Genomic DNA, 19564 nt, shown 5'->3' on the forward strand with positions numbered 1-19564 from the left:
TCATCTTACTCCATCATCATATCAATCAAACCGCTGGAGATTTATCCCCATATTTTCCCTGATTTTGTGTTAGATTTAAGGGGAGGTGAGTATGCAGAAGACCCTAACCAAAATTCTTGTTTTTGCTTTGGCATTAATTCTACTTGGCGCGTTTGGGATCCAAACAACACCTAAAGCGCCGGAAGTGGATGTAAGCCAGACAGCTATGATCAATACCATGGTTGCCGCTTATTTTGAAACACAAACCGCCAGTGTTCCTTTAGCCACGCCAACTCTTGTTCCAAGCCAAACCCCGATCCCAACTGTGACGATCGTTTCTTCTGTTGTAACTTTTCCGCCGCCGCCATCACTTAATATTGCATCACCAACTTTTGTTTTGGCGCCTCTGAGTCCGCTTGCTACTGCTGTGCCCAATCTTCCAGCTGCTGGATCTGGGTCAGGGTCGGCATCAGGATGCTATAACCTGGCTTATATCCGTGATACCTCGATACCTGATGGAACGAAAATTAATTCCAGGGAGACCTTTAAGAAATCCTGGCGGGTTCAGAATACAGGAACCTGCCCCTGGATGTATCCATTTAGATTGGTCCTTCTTAGCGGCGAGGATTTTGACGCTGGTCAAACAACCGTTCTGCGAAAGCAAATTGAGCCTGGTGGCTCGACTGAGATTACTTTAGAATTGACCGCTCCTAAAAAGTCGGGCAAGTATACAAGTTACTGGCAAATGTCTGATGGAACAAATCTGTTTGGTGACACGCTCGGGGTCTCAATTATTGTTCCTTGATCAAGGAACCGATTGATCTTGCTGTTCGAGCTTTATGGTAATCAGAACCCGCGTCTGTTATATTTTTCAGATCGCACTGATCATTGTATTTGGGCTTGTTCCTTTTGAAAACGTCACCGCAAAACCGAAACTTCAACAGGGTATCATATCCCCTTCGCAACTGATCGATGCCGTGAACGGTTTGCGGCTTTCCTATGGTTTGCAACCCCTGATAGTACATCCGATTCTCATCCAGTCCTCCCAGTCTCAGGCGGATTATATGGCTGCCACTGGACAGGTCACTCACGAGCGCCCGAGCGGGCTCTCTTTTACACAACAACTATTGGCTCTTGGTTTCCCCCTGTCCGGCGATCTTTCCCTGGGGGGATTTCGCGCAGAAAATATTCTTATGAGTTCGGAGCCATTGGTTTGGAACGGAGTACCGCCTGGATGGCAGGATGCTCTGCACATGAACACCATGCTTTCACAGAATTTTACCCACATCGGCGCGGGAATATCTCAAGGGGCGGATGGATATTACTATTTTGCCTGGTGCGGAGATAGCAGGCGAGAACTCGCTTGGTATCAGTCAGTACATGGTTCCAGTCGCGTTGAGCACTGCCCGTCCGGATGGAGATGTCTTCCATAAAGTTCAGTATGGACAATCACTGTGGAGCATCGCCATTGAATACGGGACAACCATCAAAAATATTCAGGCGTTGAATTACCTTGGTGAGGACTTGGTTGTTTATCAGGGTCAACAATTGCTGGTAAAGAAAGCTGCTACACAACCCGCCCTGCCCCCATCAACAGCCTTGCCTATTGTCACAGTTACTTCAACATTGATTCCCGCAAGCGGTACCCCTTCCTTGTCATTACCAACGCAGATCATCGTTTCTCCCACATTTACGCCGACTATTGAATCGCCGGTAACGAACGCTCAATCTTCAAAATTATTGGTGGGGATTTTGATCTTCGCCGCTTTTGTCGGCGCAGGTGTGGCTGTTTGGTTGATCCGCGACCCGAACTAGTTTGAGGCTTCGTAATAACATGAAATTCCCGCAAGGTATAATCCCGTTCATTCACACTGTCTAATTTTTCGAGAGGTATAAAATATAATGGAAATCACATTGGCGTTAGGCGGCGGCGGGGCAAAAGGCAACGCGCATATTGGGGTCATTCGACGCCTTGAAAAAGAAGGCTATCAGATCCGCTCGGTAGCAGGGACAAGTATGGGCGGTTTGGTCGCGATCTTTTACGCGTCGGGGCTCGCACCGGCGGAGATCGAGGAAATTTTCACCTCGACAGATCAAGGCAGTTTATATGGACGTGATGCGAATGATGGTCCCTCCTTGCTGGGGCTCTCCGGTGTCCGCAAATTATTGGATGCGGTATTGGGCGATAAGACTTTCGATGATCTGAAAATTCCCTGCGCGGTCACTGCTGTGGACACAAAGACCGGTAGTGAAATTGTCATATCTGAAGGATTTTTGAGGGACGGTGTGCTTGCCACGATCGCCTTGCCTGGTGTTTTTCCGCCGCATTCTTTAAATGATTGGGAACTGATGGACGGCGGTGTCTTGAACCCCGTCCCTGTGACCGTGGCGCGTATGCTCTCACCAGACCTGCCAATTGTTGCGGTTGTTTTGAATGATCCTTTGGATACCCCAGTTCGTACTTATTCGATCCCTGTCCCGTCCATTTTGCCGAAGCAAATTACAGACCGAATCCATCGGTTGCATGTCGCGCAGGCATTTGATATTTTCATGCGCGCAGTGGATCTGAGCAGCCGCGCAGTTGCGCATTACCGCCTTGAAGCTGACGCTCCTGATATCATCGTCCGCCCCAATGTTCATCAATTTGATCTGCTGGACAAGGTGGTGGTCAAGGATGTGGCGCTGCTGGGAGATGCGGCGGTGGAAAAAATATTGCCTGAATTAAAGAAGGCTGTCTCGTGGATGAATCGGTTGAATAAAAGAATATTTGGCGCAAAGCGATGAGCCGCGATCTGCGCATTTATATGAAGGATACGAATGTGCGCCTGATCATCGGCGCACTGGCTTTATTATTTATTGTGGGTGACGGGCTGATCTGGCTCATCTATGGTTTTGGCGCGGCGATGATGGGACTTCTTTGTATGCTCGGTGCGTTTGTGCCGATCGGTTTTATATTCCTTTTTCTCTTTGTTACAGATTGGATCGTGAAACGTGCAGGCCGTGACTAATACCGAACTTATCACTTTTAATAACTGGACCTTGCGCGTACGCGCTTCCCAGACTGAGACTCCGCGTTTGCTTGTTTTGATCCATGGCTGGACTGGTGATGAAAACTCCATGTGGGTGTTCACGCGCGGACTTGCAACGGATCACTGGATGATCGCTCCGCGTGCGCCGTATCCTGCGGAACCAAGTGGATTCTCGTGGCGTCCGCATCAACCCGAGACGTTTGGCAGGCCCAGCCTCGAGGCGCTTCGTCCGGCGGCTGACGGGTTGATCCGCCTCATTGACGAGTACTCAGCTTCGGTTAAGTTGGATGCGCTGCAATTTGACCTGGCAGGATTCAGTCAGGGTGCGGCCATGGTCAATTTGGTTGGGATGCTCTATCCGCATAGAGTCCGCAAGATGGGTGTGTTGGCTGGTTTTGTTCCAGCGGGTCTTGAAGAATTAATTTCACAAAGACCGCTGGCTGGGAAAAATATTTTTGTTGCGCACGGCACACAGGACAATATGGTTCCCATTGACCGCGCACGCGCATCGATCGAACTGCTCGAACAGGCTGGTGCACAGGTGACGTATTGTGAAGACGAGGTCGGTCATAAGGTTGAGCGCTACCTGTATGCGCGCATTGGAAAATTATCTTTCCTCTCCCACTGGGAGAGGGTAGGGGCTGCACTGAGTTTACCGAAGCGTGAGGGTAAAGATTAATCCATTCTCACAAGTCTGTTGACGCTCTTTTTATTTGCAGGTATGCTTGCTCAATTAAGTTTCAAAAAGGTGAATATGCAACCATCGTTTTCCCGTCGTGATTTCTTGAAAGTGGCTGGCCTGGGATTGGGCGCACTGGCGTTCAATCCTTTTGATCTATCACTTATAAACAATCTCGCGCCATATTACACACCCAAACGTCTTCCACAATTTCCGAATGCTGAAATCATCGGGCGGCTTGTGGATGCCACAGATATTCGCAGTCGTCCGACCAATGACCCAGCCCAGAACACAGCGATCAAAACCCTGGGCGCCGATACCTTGATTCCCTGGACACGTGAAGTGATCGGGAGCGTGGTCGCTTTGACCAATCAGAAATATCTTGAAACACCGGAGGGATATATCTGGTCTTCGCGCATTCAACCGACGCGCAATCTTCCGAATACTCCCATTACGGAGATCCCCGCAGGACAATCTGGTTTTTGGGCTGAAGTGACTGTGCCGTATGTTGACCTTACTTTGGATGGCGCACCTGTCTCGCCCTGGATCCAAAGCCTGATCCAATATCAATTCCCTCCGCGCGCATACTATAGTCAGGTGCTTTGGATCGATCAGATCCGCCAGACGAACGGATTTGTTGAATATCGTTGGAATGAATCCCCTAACGGGCATGGATATGGATTTGGTGATATTTTCTGGGCGGATGGCGCGGGACTTAAAGTTCTGACCGAGGCGGATGTCGCTCCGATCAGCCCGGAGATCGATCCTGCTGAGAAGAAGATCGTGGTTGACCTGACCTATCAGACTCTTTCTGCGTTTGAAGCCGGTCGAGAAGTATTCTTCTGCCGTATTTCCAGCGGAGCGGTTTTTGATCCATTAACAGGCGCGATCTCAGATGAACGCGCAACACCGGTGGGCGATTTGTTGACTCACTGGAAGATCATTTCACTCAATATGAGCGGCGGCGGTTCTGCGGCGGGATATTCCACGCCTGCTGTTCCGTGGGATACTGTTATTTCAGGGGAGGGGATCGCCATTCATGGTGCTTTCTGGCATAACGATTTTGGCGAGAAGCGTTCTCACGGCTGTATCAATGTGAAACCTGAAGACGCAAAATGGTTATTCCGCTGGACGACGCCCTATATTTCCCTGGCTCAAAGTGAGATGCGCATGTCGCTGCCGGATCATGGCACTGTGGTGACTACAACAGAGTTAAAAGTATAAAGTTTGCACGATTTGCTGTGATAAATCTTTTTGAGGTGTTAAATGGAATTTTCTCAAGTTAGTGTGTGGCTTGCTTTTCTGGCAGGGTTGGCGTCTTTTCTTTCCCCTTGTGTTTTTTCGTTGGTTCCTGCCTACGTAGGCTATCTGGGCGGACTGGCCGCAGGCGGAGATAGGAGTCAAGCCTCCAACCGCTGGGTTACATTCAGCCACGGACTTGCTTTTGTGCTGGGGTTTAGCGTCGTATTCGTTCTGCTTGGCGTTCTTGCTTCTGTTGCCGGTGGATTGCTTTTTGAACTGCGTTATTGGCTGGCAAAGATCGGCGGAATTGTTGTCATAATTTTCGGCTTGCACATGATCGGCGTCTTCCATATCCCGTTCCTCGCGTACGATACGCGCGTCCAGCAAGCCCCAGACCCGAAGCTGGGATATTTATCCTCCGCGCTGATGGGAGTGTTCTTCTCTGCGGGTTGGTCCCCATGCGTTGGCCCCGTGCTTGGCACCATTCTGACGCTTGCCATCAATGGCGGATCAGTCTCTCTGGGAGCAGTTCTCTTATCTTCCTATTCGGCAGGCTTGGCGATTCCATTCCTGATCGCTGCGCTTGGTATCGGATGGGTTTCAACCATCTTGAAGAAATACAACAAGACCATGCGTTATGTTGAGATCGCGATGGGCGTGATCCTGGTCATTGTGGGTGTCCTGCTCTTTACAGGCATCTTTGAATTAATTGCTCAACGCGCTCAATTCTTCTGGTTCGATTTTGGGATTTAGATCAACAAAAATTTCGGAAGTCTTGGCCAGGGTCCTTAAATTGAGGAGCGCCAAAGAGACTTCCGAAATTTATTTAAGGGATTTTCCATGCTGAATGTAACGCTCTACACCCGTAAAGAATGTGCACTATGTGATGAAGTCAAAGCAGACTTGAATGAACTGCAATCCCAGTATCCACACCGGCTGGTGGAAGTGGATATTGAATCTGAGACGGTGCTGCTTGCGAAATTTGGTCTCGAAATCCCCGTGGTGGAAGTTGGACCATATACTTTAAAATCCCCCATCACGCGCCAGAAATTGCAAATGACTCTCGGCGCGGCTGTTGATAGAAAGAATCAATTGGAAAAACTTGGCGACCCTGAATATAAAATGAAATTGGAGAAAGGTAAAAAAGTGACAACTGGAGATAAAGTCTCATTCTGGATCGCGAAGCGTTATTTATTGATGCTAAATATGTTCATGTTAATTTATGTCGGCCTGCCTTTTCTAGCGCCGACCTTGATGAAACTGGGAGCGGAACTGCCCGCCCGCGCGATCTATCGTATGTACAGTCCGCTTTGCCATCAATTTGGATTCCGTTCTTTCTTTTTATATGGCGACCAGGTTGTTTATCCGCTGGCTGAGGCTGGCATGAGCGGTGTGAAAACATTCGAACAGGCGACGGGCATTGTCAACCTTGATGATCCATACAGCCCCACACGTTTTGATGCGCGAAAATTTACAGGGGATGAAGTTGTTGGATTCAAAGTCGCTCTCTGTGAGCGCGATGTCGCGATCTATCTGGCCATTCTCCTTTTTGGGATCCTCTTTGGGTTATCCGGCCGCAGAATTAAATCACTGCATTGGGCTTTGTGGCTTTTGATCGGACTTGCGCCGATCGGCCTGGATGGTTTCTCTCAACTCTTCAGTCAATTCAATTGGCAGTGGCTCTCATCCATACTCCCATATCGTGAAAGTACGGTTTATCTGCGTGTCATTACCGGCGCGCTTTTTGGTTTCACGACCGCGTGGTTTGCTTATCCTAATATAGAAGAATCGATGAACGAGACCGTTCAGTATTATGTCAAGAAATTCGCGGTCAATCAGGCTTCCCAATAATGCCTTTTCAAGAAACCAACGGGCTTCGTTACTATAGCTTTGATATTTTTTCAAAAGCTGTCAAGCAGGCGGTCTTCACGCGGCACGGCGGAGTAAGCCCAACTCCCTGGCATTCCTTAAATCTTGGCGGATCAGTTGGGGATGATCCTGCGCGCGTTGCACAGAATCGTATCCGTGTATTTAATGCAATGGGATCTGACCCCGCTTCGATCCACGACGTGTGGCTGGTTCACGGCACAGACATTGTCTACGCTGATGCGCCGCGTCCGCTCGAACAGCCGTCGGCGAAAGCGGATATTTTATTTACTGATAACCCTGCTGTTTCCCTGTATATGCGTTTTGGCGATTGTGTGCCGATCCTGTTTCATGACCCAAAGAAAAAAGTGATCGGTATTGCCCATGCAGGCTGGCTGGGAACGCTGCGCGGCGTGGCTCAAGCCGCAGTAGATGGAATGCGATCTCATTATGGGTGTAAACCAGAGGATATTGTCGCTGGGATTGGTCCCTCCATTGGCGTGGATCATTACGAAGTAGGCGCTGATGTGATCACGCAATTTCAGGAAAAATATTCTGAGGATGCAGATCAAATATTGCAAATCAGAAATGGAAGCACGTATCTTGATCTGTGGACAGCGAACGCCATTCAATTGCAAAAGGCGGGTGTGGAACAGATCCAGGTTTCAAGTCTTTGCACCGCTTGTCATCTGGAGGATTGGTTCTCCCACCGCGCCGAGCAAGGCAAGACCGGCAGATTTGGTGCGATCATGGCGCTCGGATAACTGGGATTGTAAATTTGGGAGATTCTCAAAGGTGGACCATGCCTTTGCCGCTTGAGCAGGAATGGGTTGGGAAAGAGGCGCGCTTCGGGATAAAATAAGCGCATGAACGATCTGGTCAAATCAATTCAAGAAAAATATTTATTCACCCTGGAAAAGATCTCAGATGCGGCGCGCTCTGTTGGCCGCAATCCTGGGTCTGTAAAGTTGGTGGTCGTTACCAAAGCCCAGCCTGTTGCTGTTGCGCGTGCCGCGATCGAGGCAGGTGCGCTTTACCTGGGGGAGAACTATCCCGAAGAAGGTGCTGCGAAAATCCAGACCCTGCGTGAATTTTCTGCGGTAGAATGGCACATGATCGGTCATGTGCAAAGCCGTAAGGCTCAAACTGTGGCTGTCAACTTTAACTGTGTACATTCACTGGACAGCCTGAAACTTGCCGTAAGGTTGGATCGGTTTTGCGGCGAGGCAAACCTTTCCATGCCCGTGTTGTTGGAATTCAATGTCGGCGGCGAGGAAAGTAAATCTGGCTGGTCGGCCTGGGACGAAGCCCGCTGGTCCACGCTGGTCGATGAGATTTCAAAGGTAATCGCCTTGCCCAATTTGCAGGTACGCGGATTGATGACCATGCCCCCGCTCGGCAGCGCCCCGGAATACTCGCGCCCATACTTCCAGCGTTTGAAGCGCTTACAGGATTTTTTGTCCGCGCAATTTCCGCTGACCAGGTTTGATGAGTTGTCCATGGGGACAAGTTCAGATTACGAAGTGGCTGTGCAGGAAGGCGCCACCTTGGTGCGGGTGGGCACTGCGATTGTTGGAGCACGTCAATATAAAACGGAGAGTGTATGAATTTTGAGCTTTTGATCTTGTTGATAGGGACGGTTTCCCAGGTTTTTATCTGGGTTATTATTGCATCTTCACTGCTCTCTTTTTTTATGCCGCCAGACCATCCTGTGCGTGAAGCGCTGGATCGTATTGTGGATCCCTTTTTAGCGCCGATCCGCCGTGTGGTGCCTTTAGCCGGCACGCTAGATTTCAGTCCATTGATACTGATAATCGTAGTTCAGGTCTTGTCTGGATTTTTGATCAATATTTTAAGGTGAGGCAATGATGACCAGAAATTTTGATCTCCACAGTGGACGGCGCGGATCTGCACTGGCTGTTCGCATTACACCGCGCGCGAGCCGCAATCAGATCGTCGGTGTTTTGAACGATGGCACGGTCAAGGTGCATCTTGTTTCAGAATCTTCGGATGAAGAGACCAATCAACAGCTGGTCAGCTTTCTGGCAGAAGTGATCGGGGTGCCAAGATCCCGGTTGGAGATCGTCGCTGGACCCGTGGGCAGGGATAAATTGGTGGCTGTGTTGGATATGGATGTGGATACGGTCAATCAACGGATTATCGCGCATATGGATTAACACGCGTCTGCATGAAAGCGAGAATCAAAAAAGGATGAAGAGAAGTCTCATCCTTTTTTGATTCTAAAACCTTGCTATTCCGCCAAACCGTATAATCGTTTATAGATCACAAAGATCTCATAAATATTGCGGATGTAATTGCGTGTTTCCTCAAACCGCACAGTCTCAAGATATAGGTCAGGGTCGTCACCAGCCAGTTCCTTCCACGCAGCGGCATTCCCGGGGCCGCCATTATATGCCGCCAGGGTTGCGTAAAGGTCGCCATTTAAAAAGTTTCGATTGGTCGCAAGGTAATGAGTGCCAAATCTTATGCTCACATCCGGACGGTAGAGATCTTTGTCTGTGTAGTTGCGGGGCCAGGTAAGTTCATAAGTGATCTGCTCGCCTGTTTCAGGAATGATCTGCATCAATCCACGCGCGCCCACGTTGGAGTTGACGAATCCTTCGAAGAAACTTTCCTGCCTGATCACACTGAATATAAACAGCGGATCAAAATCATTAGCCTGTGCATTTGGAATGACCAGGTCGGAATAATATAAACCATAGCGCAGGTGGCTAAAATAGGGCGGCGCCATCATGGATTCGGAGTGCTCGTCCAACCCGGCCAGGGTAAGCGTTTGGCGCGCTGTGAAAATTGCAGTGCGATACAGTCCCAGATCTATCAGGTAATTTGCCAATTGGTAACTGCCGATGGCATTTTTGTTTACTTCCAATTCCACGCGCAATCCTTCAAATTCAAGGCGGGCATTCTCGTACAAACCAAGCGCCCAAAGTTCAGATCCGCGAATGACCCTCTCATCGGAAGCCAGCGCGCCCAGCCCGCTTAAGTTGGTGTTTGCTGGAAGGTTAAAAGTTAATCGTACCCAAGCATCTGCGGCAACACGTTCAGCTGCCAGATCGGGCGAGAGATTACCCGCAATGGTTGGCGCAAAAGGAGCACGATCGATCAATAGATCCCTGCCGCGTTCACTATAGTAGCCTCCGGGGTCAAGCTCCTGCGCCACACGCCACGCATTGATGGCGTCGTCAGGATTGCCAAGTTTTTGCTGGGCTTTCCCGAGCCAGAGATAGGCGCGCGCCTTATCGGTGTTTGTCAGCGCCAGTCCGAGGCTGCGGTTGAATGATTCCAACGCCGAGAAAAAATCTCCGTTGCGATAAAAGACGATGCCGCTTAAAAATACCGCTGTTGAAGCCTGTTCATTGCCGGGATATTCGTTTCCAACCCGCGACCACAATTGTGCCGCTTCATCATATCGTCCATTGCGTTCATAAATTCGGGCGGCGGTCATCATGTAATCAACGGCCAATGTGCTGCCCGGAACCGCTCTAACAAAATCCAAATAAGTTTTGATTCCAGTATCGATCGAGCCTAAATTGAACCATTCCACTACCGCCTTTTCGCCCCAGGCATCCTCCCAGCGCGGGTGTGTTGGATAGTTCGTAATAAAAGTTGTGTAATCCTGTACTGCGTCTTCGAAATGATTCAAACTGCTTTTTGCAAGTGCGCGGTAATAATATGCCGTGCCGTCGTTGGATGGATTTGTCTCGATGTAGAGATCCAAGCGCTGGATGGCGACATCGTATTGCCCGTAGAAATAATCCACGAGGCCGCGGTCGATCTCACTGACTTCCACGCCGGCATCCAACAGGGCAACCAGACTGAGATAGGCATAGGGGGATTTCCAGTAATTTTCGACTGACAGGCGGAACTTTCCCTGCGCCGCGTCAGTTTGACCGAGAGCCTGATACGCCAGCGCAGACTCGTACGCCGCCTGAGCTTTAATGAAATCATTTGACGCGCGTGCTGAAATTCCATCGTATAACGCCAATGCCGATTCGTACGCTCCCAACTTGGTTTGTGTTGACGCGACCTTGAGGTCAAGGTTGATATCGTCGCCAAGGGATGGCGCCTGTACCGCGGCTGTGTATGCAGACAAGGCATCCGCGTAGTTGCCTGCGTCGAAAAGCGCGTCGCCTCGAAATTCCTGCGCAAGGGCATCCAAATATCCCGGACGGAGCGTGAGATAGCTCTGCCACGAATCGGCCGCCGCCTGATAATTTTCCAGGCGATAATGGGTCAGCCCTTGCAGAAAATAAGCCTGGCCAAAATGCGGAGAATCAGGGTATTCTGTGATCAGGGTTTGAAGCGCGGCGAGTGTGTCTTCATATTGTTCTCTGGCAAAATAGATGCGTGCCTCGCCCCATTTTGCGGCAGCGCGTAATAAGGCGTCTGGTGAATCTTGCAGTACGATCTGATAATCCAGCAGGGCGGCATCGTAATCACCATTAAAGAAGGCTTTGTCACCGACACTTACGCGTGCCTGCGGAAGCGGGGTCGGCGTGATGGTTGGAGTGATCGTCGCCGGGGGAGTTGGAGAGATGCTTGGGGTCACTGTCCAGCCCGGGGGAATGGTCGGAAGCGCCGGGAAGAGCGAACATGCCGTTATCGCCGCGGCAAGCCAAAGTCCAGGGAGGATGCGGATGTATTTCATCAGGTTTTTATACTGGCAAAAGATTAAGTCGTCAAGCGAGGTTGTATTCGAGTTCTGTGTGATATATAATCGCTCACAAAAATTCAAACTGAAAAAAAGAGGAAAAGTGAACATACAACAAAAGATCATTCGTTTGGGTTTGTCTGCTTTTGTGTTGTTTATGGCCGCGGCATGTGCGCCAAAATCTGAAAGTTCAGCGGCGCAGGTCACATCCACTGGATTCGTCTGCCCTGAACCCAGCCCGCGCGTTGATTTTGATAGTAAAGAGATCAACATCTTTACGTGGACGGAATATGTGCCAGCCGACATCATTGATTGTTTTGGCCTGGTCTATGGTGTGGATGTGAATGTGGATTATTTTTCATCCAATGAAGAGTTGTATACAAAGATGTCGTTCGGCGAGAACGTAAACCCGTATGATGTCGTTCATCCAAGTGATTACATGATCAGCGTTTTGATCCGCGAAGAATTATTGCAAAAGCTCGATCAAAGCAAATTGCCCAATCTTATGAATCTTGATGCGGGACTGGTGGATGCATATGGCGCTACGAAGGATTATCTTGTGCCGTATCAAATGGGGACTCAGGCCATCATTTACAACAGCGAGACTGTGACAAATCCGCCCGCCTCATGGGCAGATCTTTGGAAACCTGAATACGCAGGCCGCATTGTGGCGGTTGACGATAACCGTGTTGTGATCGGCATGGCCTTGCTCGCGCTCGGCTATGATGTCAATTCAACCGATGAAGCGCAGTTGGAAGAAGCCAAACAAAAACTGATCGAACTGATGCCGAACATCCGTGTCTTTGACAGCGACAGCCCAAAGACGCCGCTGCTGGCCGGTGACGTGGATCTCGGCATTGTGTGGAACGGTGAAGCGTTTTTAGCCCAGCAGGAAAACCCGGCTTTTGAATATGTGTTTCCCTCGGAAGGTTCGATCATCTTCTATGACGGCATGGGCATCCCGCCCAACGCGCCGCATCCTGATATTAGTTACGCCTGGTTTAATTATTTGTTGCAGGGCGATGTATTCTGGTTGACGCTGGTGGATTATCCCTACACAAACCCGAATACAGCCGCGCTGGAATTTGCAAAAGCAAATCACAAAGACGTTTACGATGCCTATATGGCTTCCCCGATCACCAATACTCCCGCGGACGTTTTCGCAAAGGGACATGAAGTGCAAGACCTTGGTACCGCGCTTCAACTTTACGATCAGATCTGGACTGCGGTAAAGGAATAACGCGAACCATTCCATGTTAAATTTTTCCGCTTCTGCAACTGAAACAGAGCTGCGTTCGGCTGTCATCGAATGTGGACAGATCGCTTATGAACGCCATTTGATGACTTCGAATGACGGGAATATTTCCGTTCGAATGAATAATGGTTGTGTGCTTATTACACCTTCTGGAATTTCCAAGGGACGCCTGGTTCCCGATGATATGCTCGTGGTTGATCTCGATGGCAAAATCATTTCTTCGAGAGAAGACCGCAGTCCTTCCTCTGAAACCCCCATGCATCTTGAAGTGTATAAACAGCGTGAGGATGTGCGCGCGGTCGTTCATGCGCATCCCATTTTTGCAACCACACTAACGGTGGCGGACATTGAATTTCCCATTGATGTGCTGCCCGAAGTTTTACTCACCATGGGGGAGGTGCCGATCACTAGATACGCCACCCCTTCCTCGCACGAAGATGCCGAAGTGATCCGTCCGTTTGTTAAGGATCATAGCGCGATGCTTCTCCGCCAGCATGGCAGTCTCACCTTCGGGAAAAATCTGGATGAAGCCTTGATCCATTTGGAGCGTATTGAACACGTTTCAGAGATCTACTGGCGCGCAAAAATGATGGGAACTGTCAAACGTGTTCCGCCCGAAGCGCAAGCTCAATTAATCTCACTGCGCGAAAAATATTTCAAAGGTTGATCCATGCGAACTGTATTCTGGGAAAACAACGAACTAAAAATGATCGACCAGCGCATATTGCCAGCGCGCTTTGAAGTTGTATCTTATCGCTCGCACAAGGATGTCGCATTCGCCATCACGGATATGGTGGTGCGCGGCGCGCCCGCCATTGGAGCCGCCGCCGCATTTGGACTTGCGCTCGCTGGATATGAATCCGCTTCCTCTTCGACCGAAGGCTTGCTTGCTGATCTGGGAGCAGCTTCCGCCGTTTTGAAAGCGTCGCGTCCTACTGCCGTGAATCTGGCATGGGCTGTGGATCGTCTTATGACAGTCGCCCGATCGGTAACAGGTTCGGCGGACGATGTGCGTGCTGCTGTTTTGGCCGAAGCCCAAAAACTGGCGGATGAAGATGTCGAGATCAACAAACGCATGGCCGAACACGGTGCGGCGTTGATCAACGATGGAGACACGATCATTCATCACTGCAACACAGGCGCGCTCGCCACTGTGGATTGGGGGACTGCGTTGGGCGTTATCCGTACCGCGCATGAGCAGGGCAAACACATTCATGTGCTTGTCGATGAAACTCGTCCGCGCTTGCAGGGAGCGCGCCTTACCGCCTGGGAATTGGAACAATATGGAATTCCCTATGAGATCATCAGCGATAACATGTCGGGTTATTTCCTGAAAGCGGGCAGGGCGCAAAAGGTTTTCTTCGGCGCGGACCGTGTCGCGGCCAATGGGGATGTAGCCAATAAGATCGGTTCCTACATGCTCGCTCTGGCGGCGCATGATAATAATGTGCCTGTCTATTCAGTCGTTCCAACTTCCACAGTTGACCTGTCTCTCGCGCATGGTGATTTGATCCCCATTGAAGAGCGCGATACCGATGAAGTGCTGGGCATTCAATTCCACGGTGAACCTGTCGCGCCGAAAAATGCCAAAGCGCGCAACCCAGCTTTCGACGTCACTCCGAACCGCTTGCTCTCGGGAATAGTCACCGAGAATGGGGTCGTCTATCCGCCCTTTGATATCAATCTTCCAAAAGTTGTCCGCTAAAACTTTACAATCCATACATCGCGTGATAAACTTTTGCCCGTTCGTCGTATCTGAGCGCACTCCTGCGAGTGCGCTTTTTCCTGCAAATGGGATGTCACTCCCGCCTTTGCAATTTTATATTGAGGTTACATGGATATTCTGCTCACTGGTTCTGTCGCTTACGATTATTTGATGACCTTTCCCGGTCTCTTCAAGGAACAAATTTTGCCTGAACGTCTGGCCTCCATCAGCCTCTCTTTCCTGGTGGACTCCATGTCCAAACAGCGCGGTGGTGTTGCGCCGAATATCGCCTACAGCATGGCATTGCTCGGTCAGAAGCCGCGTGTAATGGCAACGGTAGGCGAGGACTTTGGCGACTACCGCGCCTGGCTGGATGCAAAGGGTGTGGATACGACCCTGATGGAAGTGGTGCCCGGGCTTTTCACAGCCTCTTTCTTTGCCACGACCGATCAGCATTCAGCGCAGATCGCATCCTTCTACCCCGGAGCGATGGGGGTGGCTTCCTCCCAATCCCTGAAAAATCTGCAGAGCAAACCCGACCTCGTGATCGTTTCACCGAATGCGCCGGATGCGATGATGAAGTTCCCCGCCGAATGCCGGGAACTGGGAATTAACTATCTGTATGACCCGAGTCAACAGGTGTTACGCCTTGAAGGAAGTGAACTTGCCCGTGATATGGAAGGCGCGCATTTCCTGTTCTGCAATGATTACGAATTCGGCTTGATCTCGAAGAAGACGGGTTGGAGTTTGGATCAGATCCTTGAACATGTTAAGGTGCTGGTGATCACACGCGGCAAGGATGGCGCTGACTTATACATGAACGGCGATGCAGTTCACATCCCAACTGTCCCTGAGGATGAGATCGTTGACCCGACCGGTGTGGGGGATGCCTTCCGCGGCGGATTCCTCGCGGGCTATTCCCACGGCTTTGATTGGAAATTATGCGGTGAGATCGGTTCTCTGGCTGCGGTATACTGTCTTGAGCAGCGCGGTCCGCAAAGCCATTCATACACAAGAAAAGATTTTGTGGAACGCTTCCGCAAGCATTTTGACGATGGCGGAAAATTGGACGTAATGTTGAAGTAAAATTTTGGAGTGCGGACTGTAGTCCGCAAGCCTTAAGAGTAAAATGTGCGGACTAAAGTCCGCGATCCGATGAGTAAATAAAGGAGCAATAAATGAATAATTACGATGTAAAAGATCTAGACCAGGCCGAAGGCGGACGCCGCCGTATTGATTGGGCGGAACGCGAAATGCCCGTTCTTCGTTCCATCCGCGAACGCTTCAAAAAAGAGAAGCCCCTTAAGGGTCTGCGTCTTTCCTGCTGTTTGCATGTCACCACCGAAACTGCGAACCTGATGATCACCCTGCAGGAAGGCGGCGCGGATATTGTCCTCACTGCTTCGAATCCTCTTTCCACACAGGATGATGTCGCCGCCGCTTTGGTGAACCAATATGAAATTCCAGTTTTCGCGATCAAAGGCGAAGACAAAGTAACCTACTTCAAGCATATCCGCGCCGCGCTGGAGCACATGCCCCACATGACCCAGGATGATGGCGCTGATCTTGTTTCCTCCCTGTTCTTCATCGAAATGGGACGCTTCGAAAAACTTGAGCCTTCTCTCGCCGCATGGGCGCAGGGTCTGAGCGCCGAGCAGCGCAAGCAGATGCTTGCGAATGTCATTGGCGGTACCGAAGAGACCACCACGGGTGTTATTCGCTTGAAGGCGATGGAAGCTGATAAGGTCTTGAAGTTCCCCGTCATCGCCGTGAATGATGCGTTGACCAAGCACTTGTTCGATAACCGCTACGGCACCGGTCAATCCACAGTGGACGGTATCATCCGCGCCACCAACGTGCTGCTCGCGGGTAAGAACTTCGTCGTCGCCGGCTACGGCTGGTGCGGACGCGGTCTCGCCATGCGCGCTCGCGGTATGGGCGCTCAGGTCATCGTGACCGAGATCGATCCGATGAAGGCGCTCGAAGCGGTCATGGACGGCTATCAGGTCATGCCGATGACCGATGCCGCCAGGATCGGCGATATCTTCTGCACAGTGACCGGCGATTTGAACGTGATCGACAAGAAACATTTCGAAGTGATGAAAGACGGCGCGCTTGTTGCCAACTCCGGTCACTTCAATGTTGAGATCAACATTCCTTCCCTTGCCGCAATGAGCGTGGGTGAGCCCAATCGTGTCCGCCCGTTCGTTGAACAATACCTCACCAAGGATGGCCGCAAGATCAATATCCTCGGCGAAGGCCGCTTGATCAACCTCGCTTCCGCTGAAGGTCACCCTGCTTCCGTGATGGATATGTCATTCGCCAATCAGGCTCTCTCTGCTGAATACATGGCCAAGAACGCCGACAAGCTGGAGAAGAAGGTTTACTCTGTGCCGGCTGATATTGACAATGAGATCGCCCGCCTTAAGCTCGAAGCGATGGGCGTCAAGATCGACATCCTGACCGATGAACAACTTCACTATCTGAATTCCTGGGAAGAAGGAACCTAAATCGATTTCGATTTTTGATTTGGGATTTCAGATTGACGATTAAAGATTTAGCCTCGCGGACGCACAGCGCTCGCGAGGCTTTTTATTTTGTGTTTATTTTTTCAGTTCAGGCTTGAATGTTGATGTGTTTTGCCTGGAAGTTGGTTTGTTTCTGAGGCTCTGGTTTGCCCGTCGGGAGTTGGGACTCGCCTGCAGCCTTGGGGTCTTCTTCAGCCTTTTTTTCTGGGGCGGCTTTTTTAGGATCCGAAGCGCCGCTTGGTTTTGTTTCTACAGATTCCCCGCTACCGCTGCTTTGCATCTTATCCATTTGCTCCTGGGTAAGCTGCTGCTGGGCTTCCACTTGCGTTTTTGTAGCCGCGGATGCCACTGCCCGGTCCTGTCCGGAGGGTTGTGCCGGGGCGAGAGCGGCTGAGACGACCCGCATCATTTTGCTGATGGTCGCGCTGGGGTCATCCGCTACTGCACTTGAGTCGATCGATACTTCGCCGCTGACTGCGTATAGCTTTCCATCCGAGCCTGTAGCGTACCCGAAACTGGCTGCGCCGCGCACCAGAGAACCGCCGGCGATCACATGCGCTTGTTCGTGTGCGCGGACTTCACGGTCGGTTTGCTTCAGCTGTTCCAGTTCACGCGCTTCCTGTGAATTGGCATCGGATTTATCAGAAGTGGAGTTGTTCCTGGAAGCCGCCTCTTTTTTCTCAGCTGGCGCGCCGTTTTTGGCGTCTTCTTTCAACAAGCCGGCTTTGCGCAATGCTTCTTCTGAAATGATGGCTCGATCAGGCTCAAAAGTGCTGGGCTGGGTTGCAGGAAAAGCACCGTCCCGTTGGCTTTGGGCGCCTTGATTCGACCCAGTTGAGTAAACATTCTCAATAGGGAGCGAAATTTTTGTTACGGAGGTGTCAAAGCTTGTGCTCATGGTTTTGATCTTCCTGCATCGCCTGTTGGCAAATACAATTCGACTAATTTAAGTATCGGTTACAGACTCAAAAACTTGAATAGGGGTAAATCTACGGGCAGGTGACCTGTATACTCTTTTTGGCTGATTTTCCGCTGGAATTAAACGCCTCCACTGAAATTTGAATAGAGCCGCCCGGAACCATAACCATGGCGGGGAGGGGATTTGAGGTGCTATTCGCAGGGAGCGAAACAAGCAATACATCGTTCATATAGACGTTGTAGCCCGTTTCACTAGCGCCGTCATTCCATGAGACGAAACCGCCGAGATCGTAATTCACGCCATTGAAGAAACAGATCTTGTTTGCCGATAGTCCCTTTGGCGCTTCAGGCGGGGCCGGGGTAGGGGTAGGCGGAATGGCAGATTCCTGCAGTTTTGATACATCGCCAGTCACAGTAGCGTAATTTCCCCATAGCCAGCAGTTCCCGTCCCTGTCAGGGTTCTTGATGATCCAATAGTCAGTGACCGTGTTCTTCCCGATCACTTCGGCAGTTTCACCGATCAGGAGCGCGCCCAGATAATCGTATTCCTTGCCCGGGCCGGTGCGGCAGTTGGTATCCTTGCTGACGGTGACCATGGGAACGCTGGAGGTGGATGTTAGCGTGATGCTCGCGGTTGGTGATGGTGTCTCAGTGAACACGATCTGGGTATTTGCGGGAGGCGCGGGGGGCGCGGGAGTCTCGGAGGCGATGCTCGGCTGCGGCGATGGTTGGATATTTACGGGCGGCTGGATCAGTAAGGCTGCCTGCGCCGTGATGGTGGCGACGAAATCCGGGCCGGCGGTGGGTGTTATTCCGCCCGGCATGGTACATGCAAGGATGGTTATTAAAGCGATGATCGAGAACAGATATCTATTTGACTTTGACATGTTTGCTCCTGGTCTGTATCCTGCTTGCAAATTATGGATTGCTCGTCACGGGGCCATTATAAGGATATACCCAATCAAATGTTATTTTTCCATCGCTTTCGATCTTCATCACTCGAATGACGGCATATTTTTTCTCATCATTGCTTGAGATCTCGACCCCATAGCCTTCGCCGATGACCGGCTCGAAAATCGCCTGCCACGCGCCTGCAAACGTGAGGGAGTTGATATCGGACGGGCTGTTGATGATGCCGAGCGATACCATTCGAACTGTGCGCTCCGGAACGAACTGAGCCGCGTTCCACCATATATCGCGCTCATCCTTGGTCATTGCCTGGCTGGAAAAAACATACCCCGTGCCTCCATCCATGGTGACCGTGGGCAGGTTGGATTGGATGACCGCTTCTGGCGGCGGAGCTGCCGCAACTGTGGGTTGAATGACTGCCTCGGTTGGCACGATCAGCGGGGACGCCGTTTGTGCGGAGGATACCATCGTCTGTTGGGCAAGCAGAGCCGCCTGCGCGGTGATGGTCGCTATATAATTTGGGGTGCTGACAGGCATGAGTCCGCCTGGAATGTTGCAGGCGAGGATGATGATCGGGATGACCGCGAAAAGAATTTTCTTTGACATGAGTTCTCCTTGCATCAGAGAGTTCCGAAGTTCTATTAGAGTTCGTAAAAATATAACTTCCCGCAACCTCGTCATTGCGAGCCCGACAGGGCGAAGCAATCCCTTTTTTGTGAGGGAGATTGCTTCGTCGGGAAGTGCACCCTCCTCGCAATGACGGAAGTTATTAATTTTCAAGC

The 19564-nt window shown here is 50.8% G+C and carries 21 protein-coding genes; 17 read left to right on the plus strand and 4 right to left on the minus strand.

Annotated features, from left to right (window positions below; genetic code table 11):
• The first annotated feature begins 91 nt into the window (after positions 1-91).
• The 12 genes from IPL17_RS14585 to IPL17_RS14640 all read left to right on the plus strand — a co-directional run bounded on the left by IPL17_RS14585 (position 92) and on the right by IPL17_RS14640 (position 8972).
• Positions 92-784 (plus strand): NBR1-Ig-like domain-containing protein, encoded by a 693-nt coding sequence (locus tag IPL17_RS14585; protein ID WP_345307809.1) that lies wholly within the window; start codon positions 92-94, stop codon positions 782-784.
• Positions 785-1293: 509 nt separating this feature from the next.
• Positions 1294-1794 carry a LysM peptidoglycan-binding domain-containing protein gene (locus tag IPL17_RS14590; protein WP_345307810.1) on the plus strand — a complete coding sequence of 167 codons (501 nt, stop codon included), beginning with the start codon at positions 1294-1296 and terminating at the stop codon, positions 1792-1794.
• An 87-nt stretch (positions 1795-1881) separates the two neighbouring features.
• Entirely contained in the window at positions 1882-2763 is an 882-nt protein-coding gene (locus IPL17_RS14595; RefSeq protein ID WP_345307811.1) for a patatin-like phospholipase family protein, read from the plus strand.
• Positions 2760-2987, plus strand: a complete 228-nt coding sequence (locus IPL17_RS14600) for a hypothetical protein (RefSeq protein ID WP_345307812.1) — start codon at positions 2760-2762, stop codon at positions 2985-2987. Before IPL17_RS14595 ends, IPL17_RS14600 begins: the two co-directional genes overlap by 4 nt.
• Positions 2980-3687, plus strand: coding sequence for a hypothetical protein (locus tag IPL17_RS14605; RefSeq protein WP_345307813.1), 708 nt, complete (start codon positions 2980-2982; stop codon positions 3685-3687). The genes IPL17_RS14600 and IPL17_RS14605 overlap by 8 nt, the downstream gene beginning before the upstream one ends.
• A gap of 75 nt (positions 3688-3762) precedes the next feature.
• A complete protein-coding gene (locus IPL17_RS14610) occupies positions 3763-4911 on the plus strand; it encodes a L,D-transpeptidase (protein ID WP_345307814.1) in 1149 nt (382 codons plus the stop codon).
• A gap of 42 nt (positions 4912-4953) precedes the next feature.
• Positions 4954-5682, plus strand: coding sequence for a cytochrome c biogenesis protein CcdA (locus IPL17_RS14615; protein ID WP_345307815.1), 729 nt, complete (start codon positions 4954-4956; stop codon positions 5680-5682).
• An 87-nt stretch (positions 5683-5769) separates the two neighbouring features.
• Positions 5770-6780, plus strand: a complete 1011-nt coding sequence (locus IPL17_RS14620; RefSeq protein WP_345307816.1) for a DUF2085 domain-containing protein — start codon at positions 5770-5772, stop codon at positions 6778-6780.
• On the plus strand, positions 6780-7559 hold the full coding sequence (gene pgeF / locus IPL17_RS14625; RefSeq protein ID WP_345307817.1) for a peptidoglycan editing factor PgeF: 780 nt from the start codon (positions 6780-6782) through the stop codon (positions 7557-7559). The genes IPL17_RS14620 and pgeF overlap by 1 nt, the downstream gene beginning before the upstream one ends.
• Positions 7560-7661: 102 nt before the next feature.
• Entirely contained in the window at positions 7662-8402 is a 741-nt protein-coding gene (locus IPL17_RS14630) for a YggS family pyridoxal phosphate-dependent enzyme (protein ID WP_345307818.1), read from the plus strand.
• Positions 8399-8656, plus strand: a complete 258-nt coding sequence (locus IPL17_RS14635; protein WP_345307819.1) for a YggT family protein — start codon at positions 8399-8401, stop codon at positions 8654-8656. The genes IPL17_RS14630 and IPL17_RS14635 overlap by 4 nt, the downstream gene beginning before the upstream one ends.
• 7 nt (positions 8657-8663) lie before the next feature.
• A complete protein-coding gene (locus IPL17_RS14640) occupies positions 8664-8972 on the plus strand; it encodes a DUF167 domain-containing protein (protein ID WP_345307820.1) in 309 nt (102 codons plus the stop codon).
• Positions 8973-9046: 74 nt separating this feature from the next.
• On the opposite strand, the gene IPL17_RS14645 is transcribed toward IPL17_RS14640, so the two are convergent.
• Entirely contained in the window at positions 9047-11464 is a 2418-nt protein-coding gene (locus tag IPL17_RS14645; RefSeq protein ID WP_345307821.1) for a tetratricopeptide repeat protein, read from the minus strand.
• Between the two features lie 106 nt (positions 11465-11570).
• Between IPL17_RS14645 and IPL17_RS14650 the strand changes: the two genes are divergently transcribed.
• The 5 genes from IPL17_RS14650 (at position 11571) to ahcY (ending at position 16937) form a co-directional block, all read left to right on the plus strand.
• Positions 11571-12707 (plus strand): spermidine/putrescine ABC transporter substrate-binding protein, encoded by a 1137-nt coding sequence (locus IPL17_RS14650; protein ID WP_345307822.1) that lies wholly within the window; start codon positions 11571-11573, stop codon positions 12705-12707.
• Positions 12708-12720: 13 nt separating this feature from the next.
• Positions 12721-13389 carry a class II aldolase/adducin family protein gene (locus IPL17_RS14655; RefSeq protein ID WP_345307823.1) on the plus strand — a complete coding sequence of 223 codons (669 nt, stop codon included), beginning with the start codon at positions 12721-12723 and terminating at the stop codon, positions 13387-13389.
• A gap of 3 nt (positions 13390-13392) precedes the next feature.
• Complete coding sequence (gene mtnA, locus IPL17_RS14660) at positions 13393-14427, plus strand: S-methyl-5-thioribose-1-phosphate isomerase (RefSeq protein WP_345307824.1); 1035 nt, start codon at positions 13393-13395, stop codon at positions 14425-14427.
• Between the two features lie 129 nt (positions 14428-14556).
• On the plus strand, positions 14557-15513 hold the full coding sequence (locus IPL17_RS14665) for a carbohydrate kinase family protein (protein WP_345307825.1): 957 nt from the start codon (positions 14557-14559) through the stop codon (positions 15511-15513).
• Between the two features lie 92 nt (positions 15514-15605).
• Positions 15606-16937, plus strand: coding sequence for an adenosylhomocysteinase (gene ahcY, locus IPL17_RS14670; RefSeq protein ID WP_345307826.1), 1332 nt, complete (start codon positions 15606-15608; stop codon positions 16935-16937).
• Between the two features lie 106 nt (positions 16938-17043).
• Here the strand turns inward: ahcY and IPL17_RS14675 are convergent, their stop codons facing one another.
• From IPL17_RS14675 to IPL17_RS14685, 3 genes are all read right to left on the minus strand, one after another.
• A complete protein-coding gene (locus tag IPL17_RS14675; RefSeq protein ID WP_345307827.1) occupies positions 17044-17853 on the minus strand; it encodes a putative metalloprotease CJM1_0395 family protein in 810 nt (269 codons plus the stop codon).
• Between the two features lie 91 nt (positions 17854-17944).
• Complete coding sequence (locus IPL17_RS14680; protein ID WP_345307828.1) at positions 17945-18760, minus strand: hypothetical protein; 816 nt, start codon at positions 18758-18760, stop codon at positions 17945-17947.
• A gap of 31 nt (positions 18761-18791) precedes the next feature.
• Positions 18792-19388, minus strand: coding sequence for a hypothetical protein (locus IPL17_RS14685; protein WP_345307829.1), 597 nt, complete (start codon positions 19386-19388; stop codon positions 18792-18794).
• Between the last annotated feature and the right edge of the window lie 176 nt (positions 19389-19564).

The sequence above is a fragment of the Candidatus Villigracilis saccharophilus genome, from assembly GCF_016711665.1.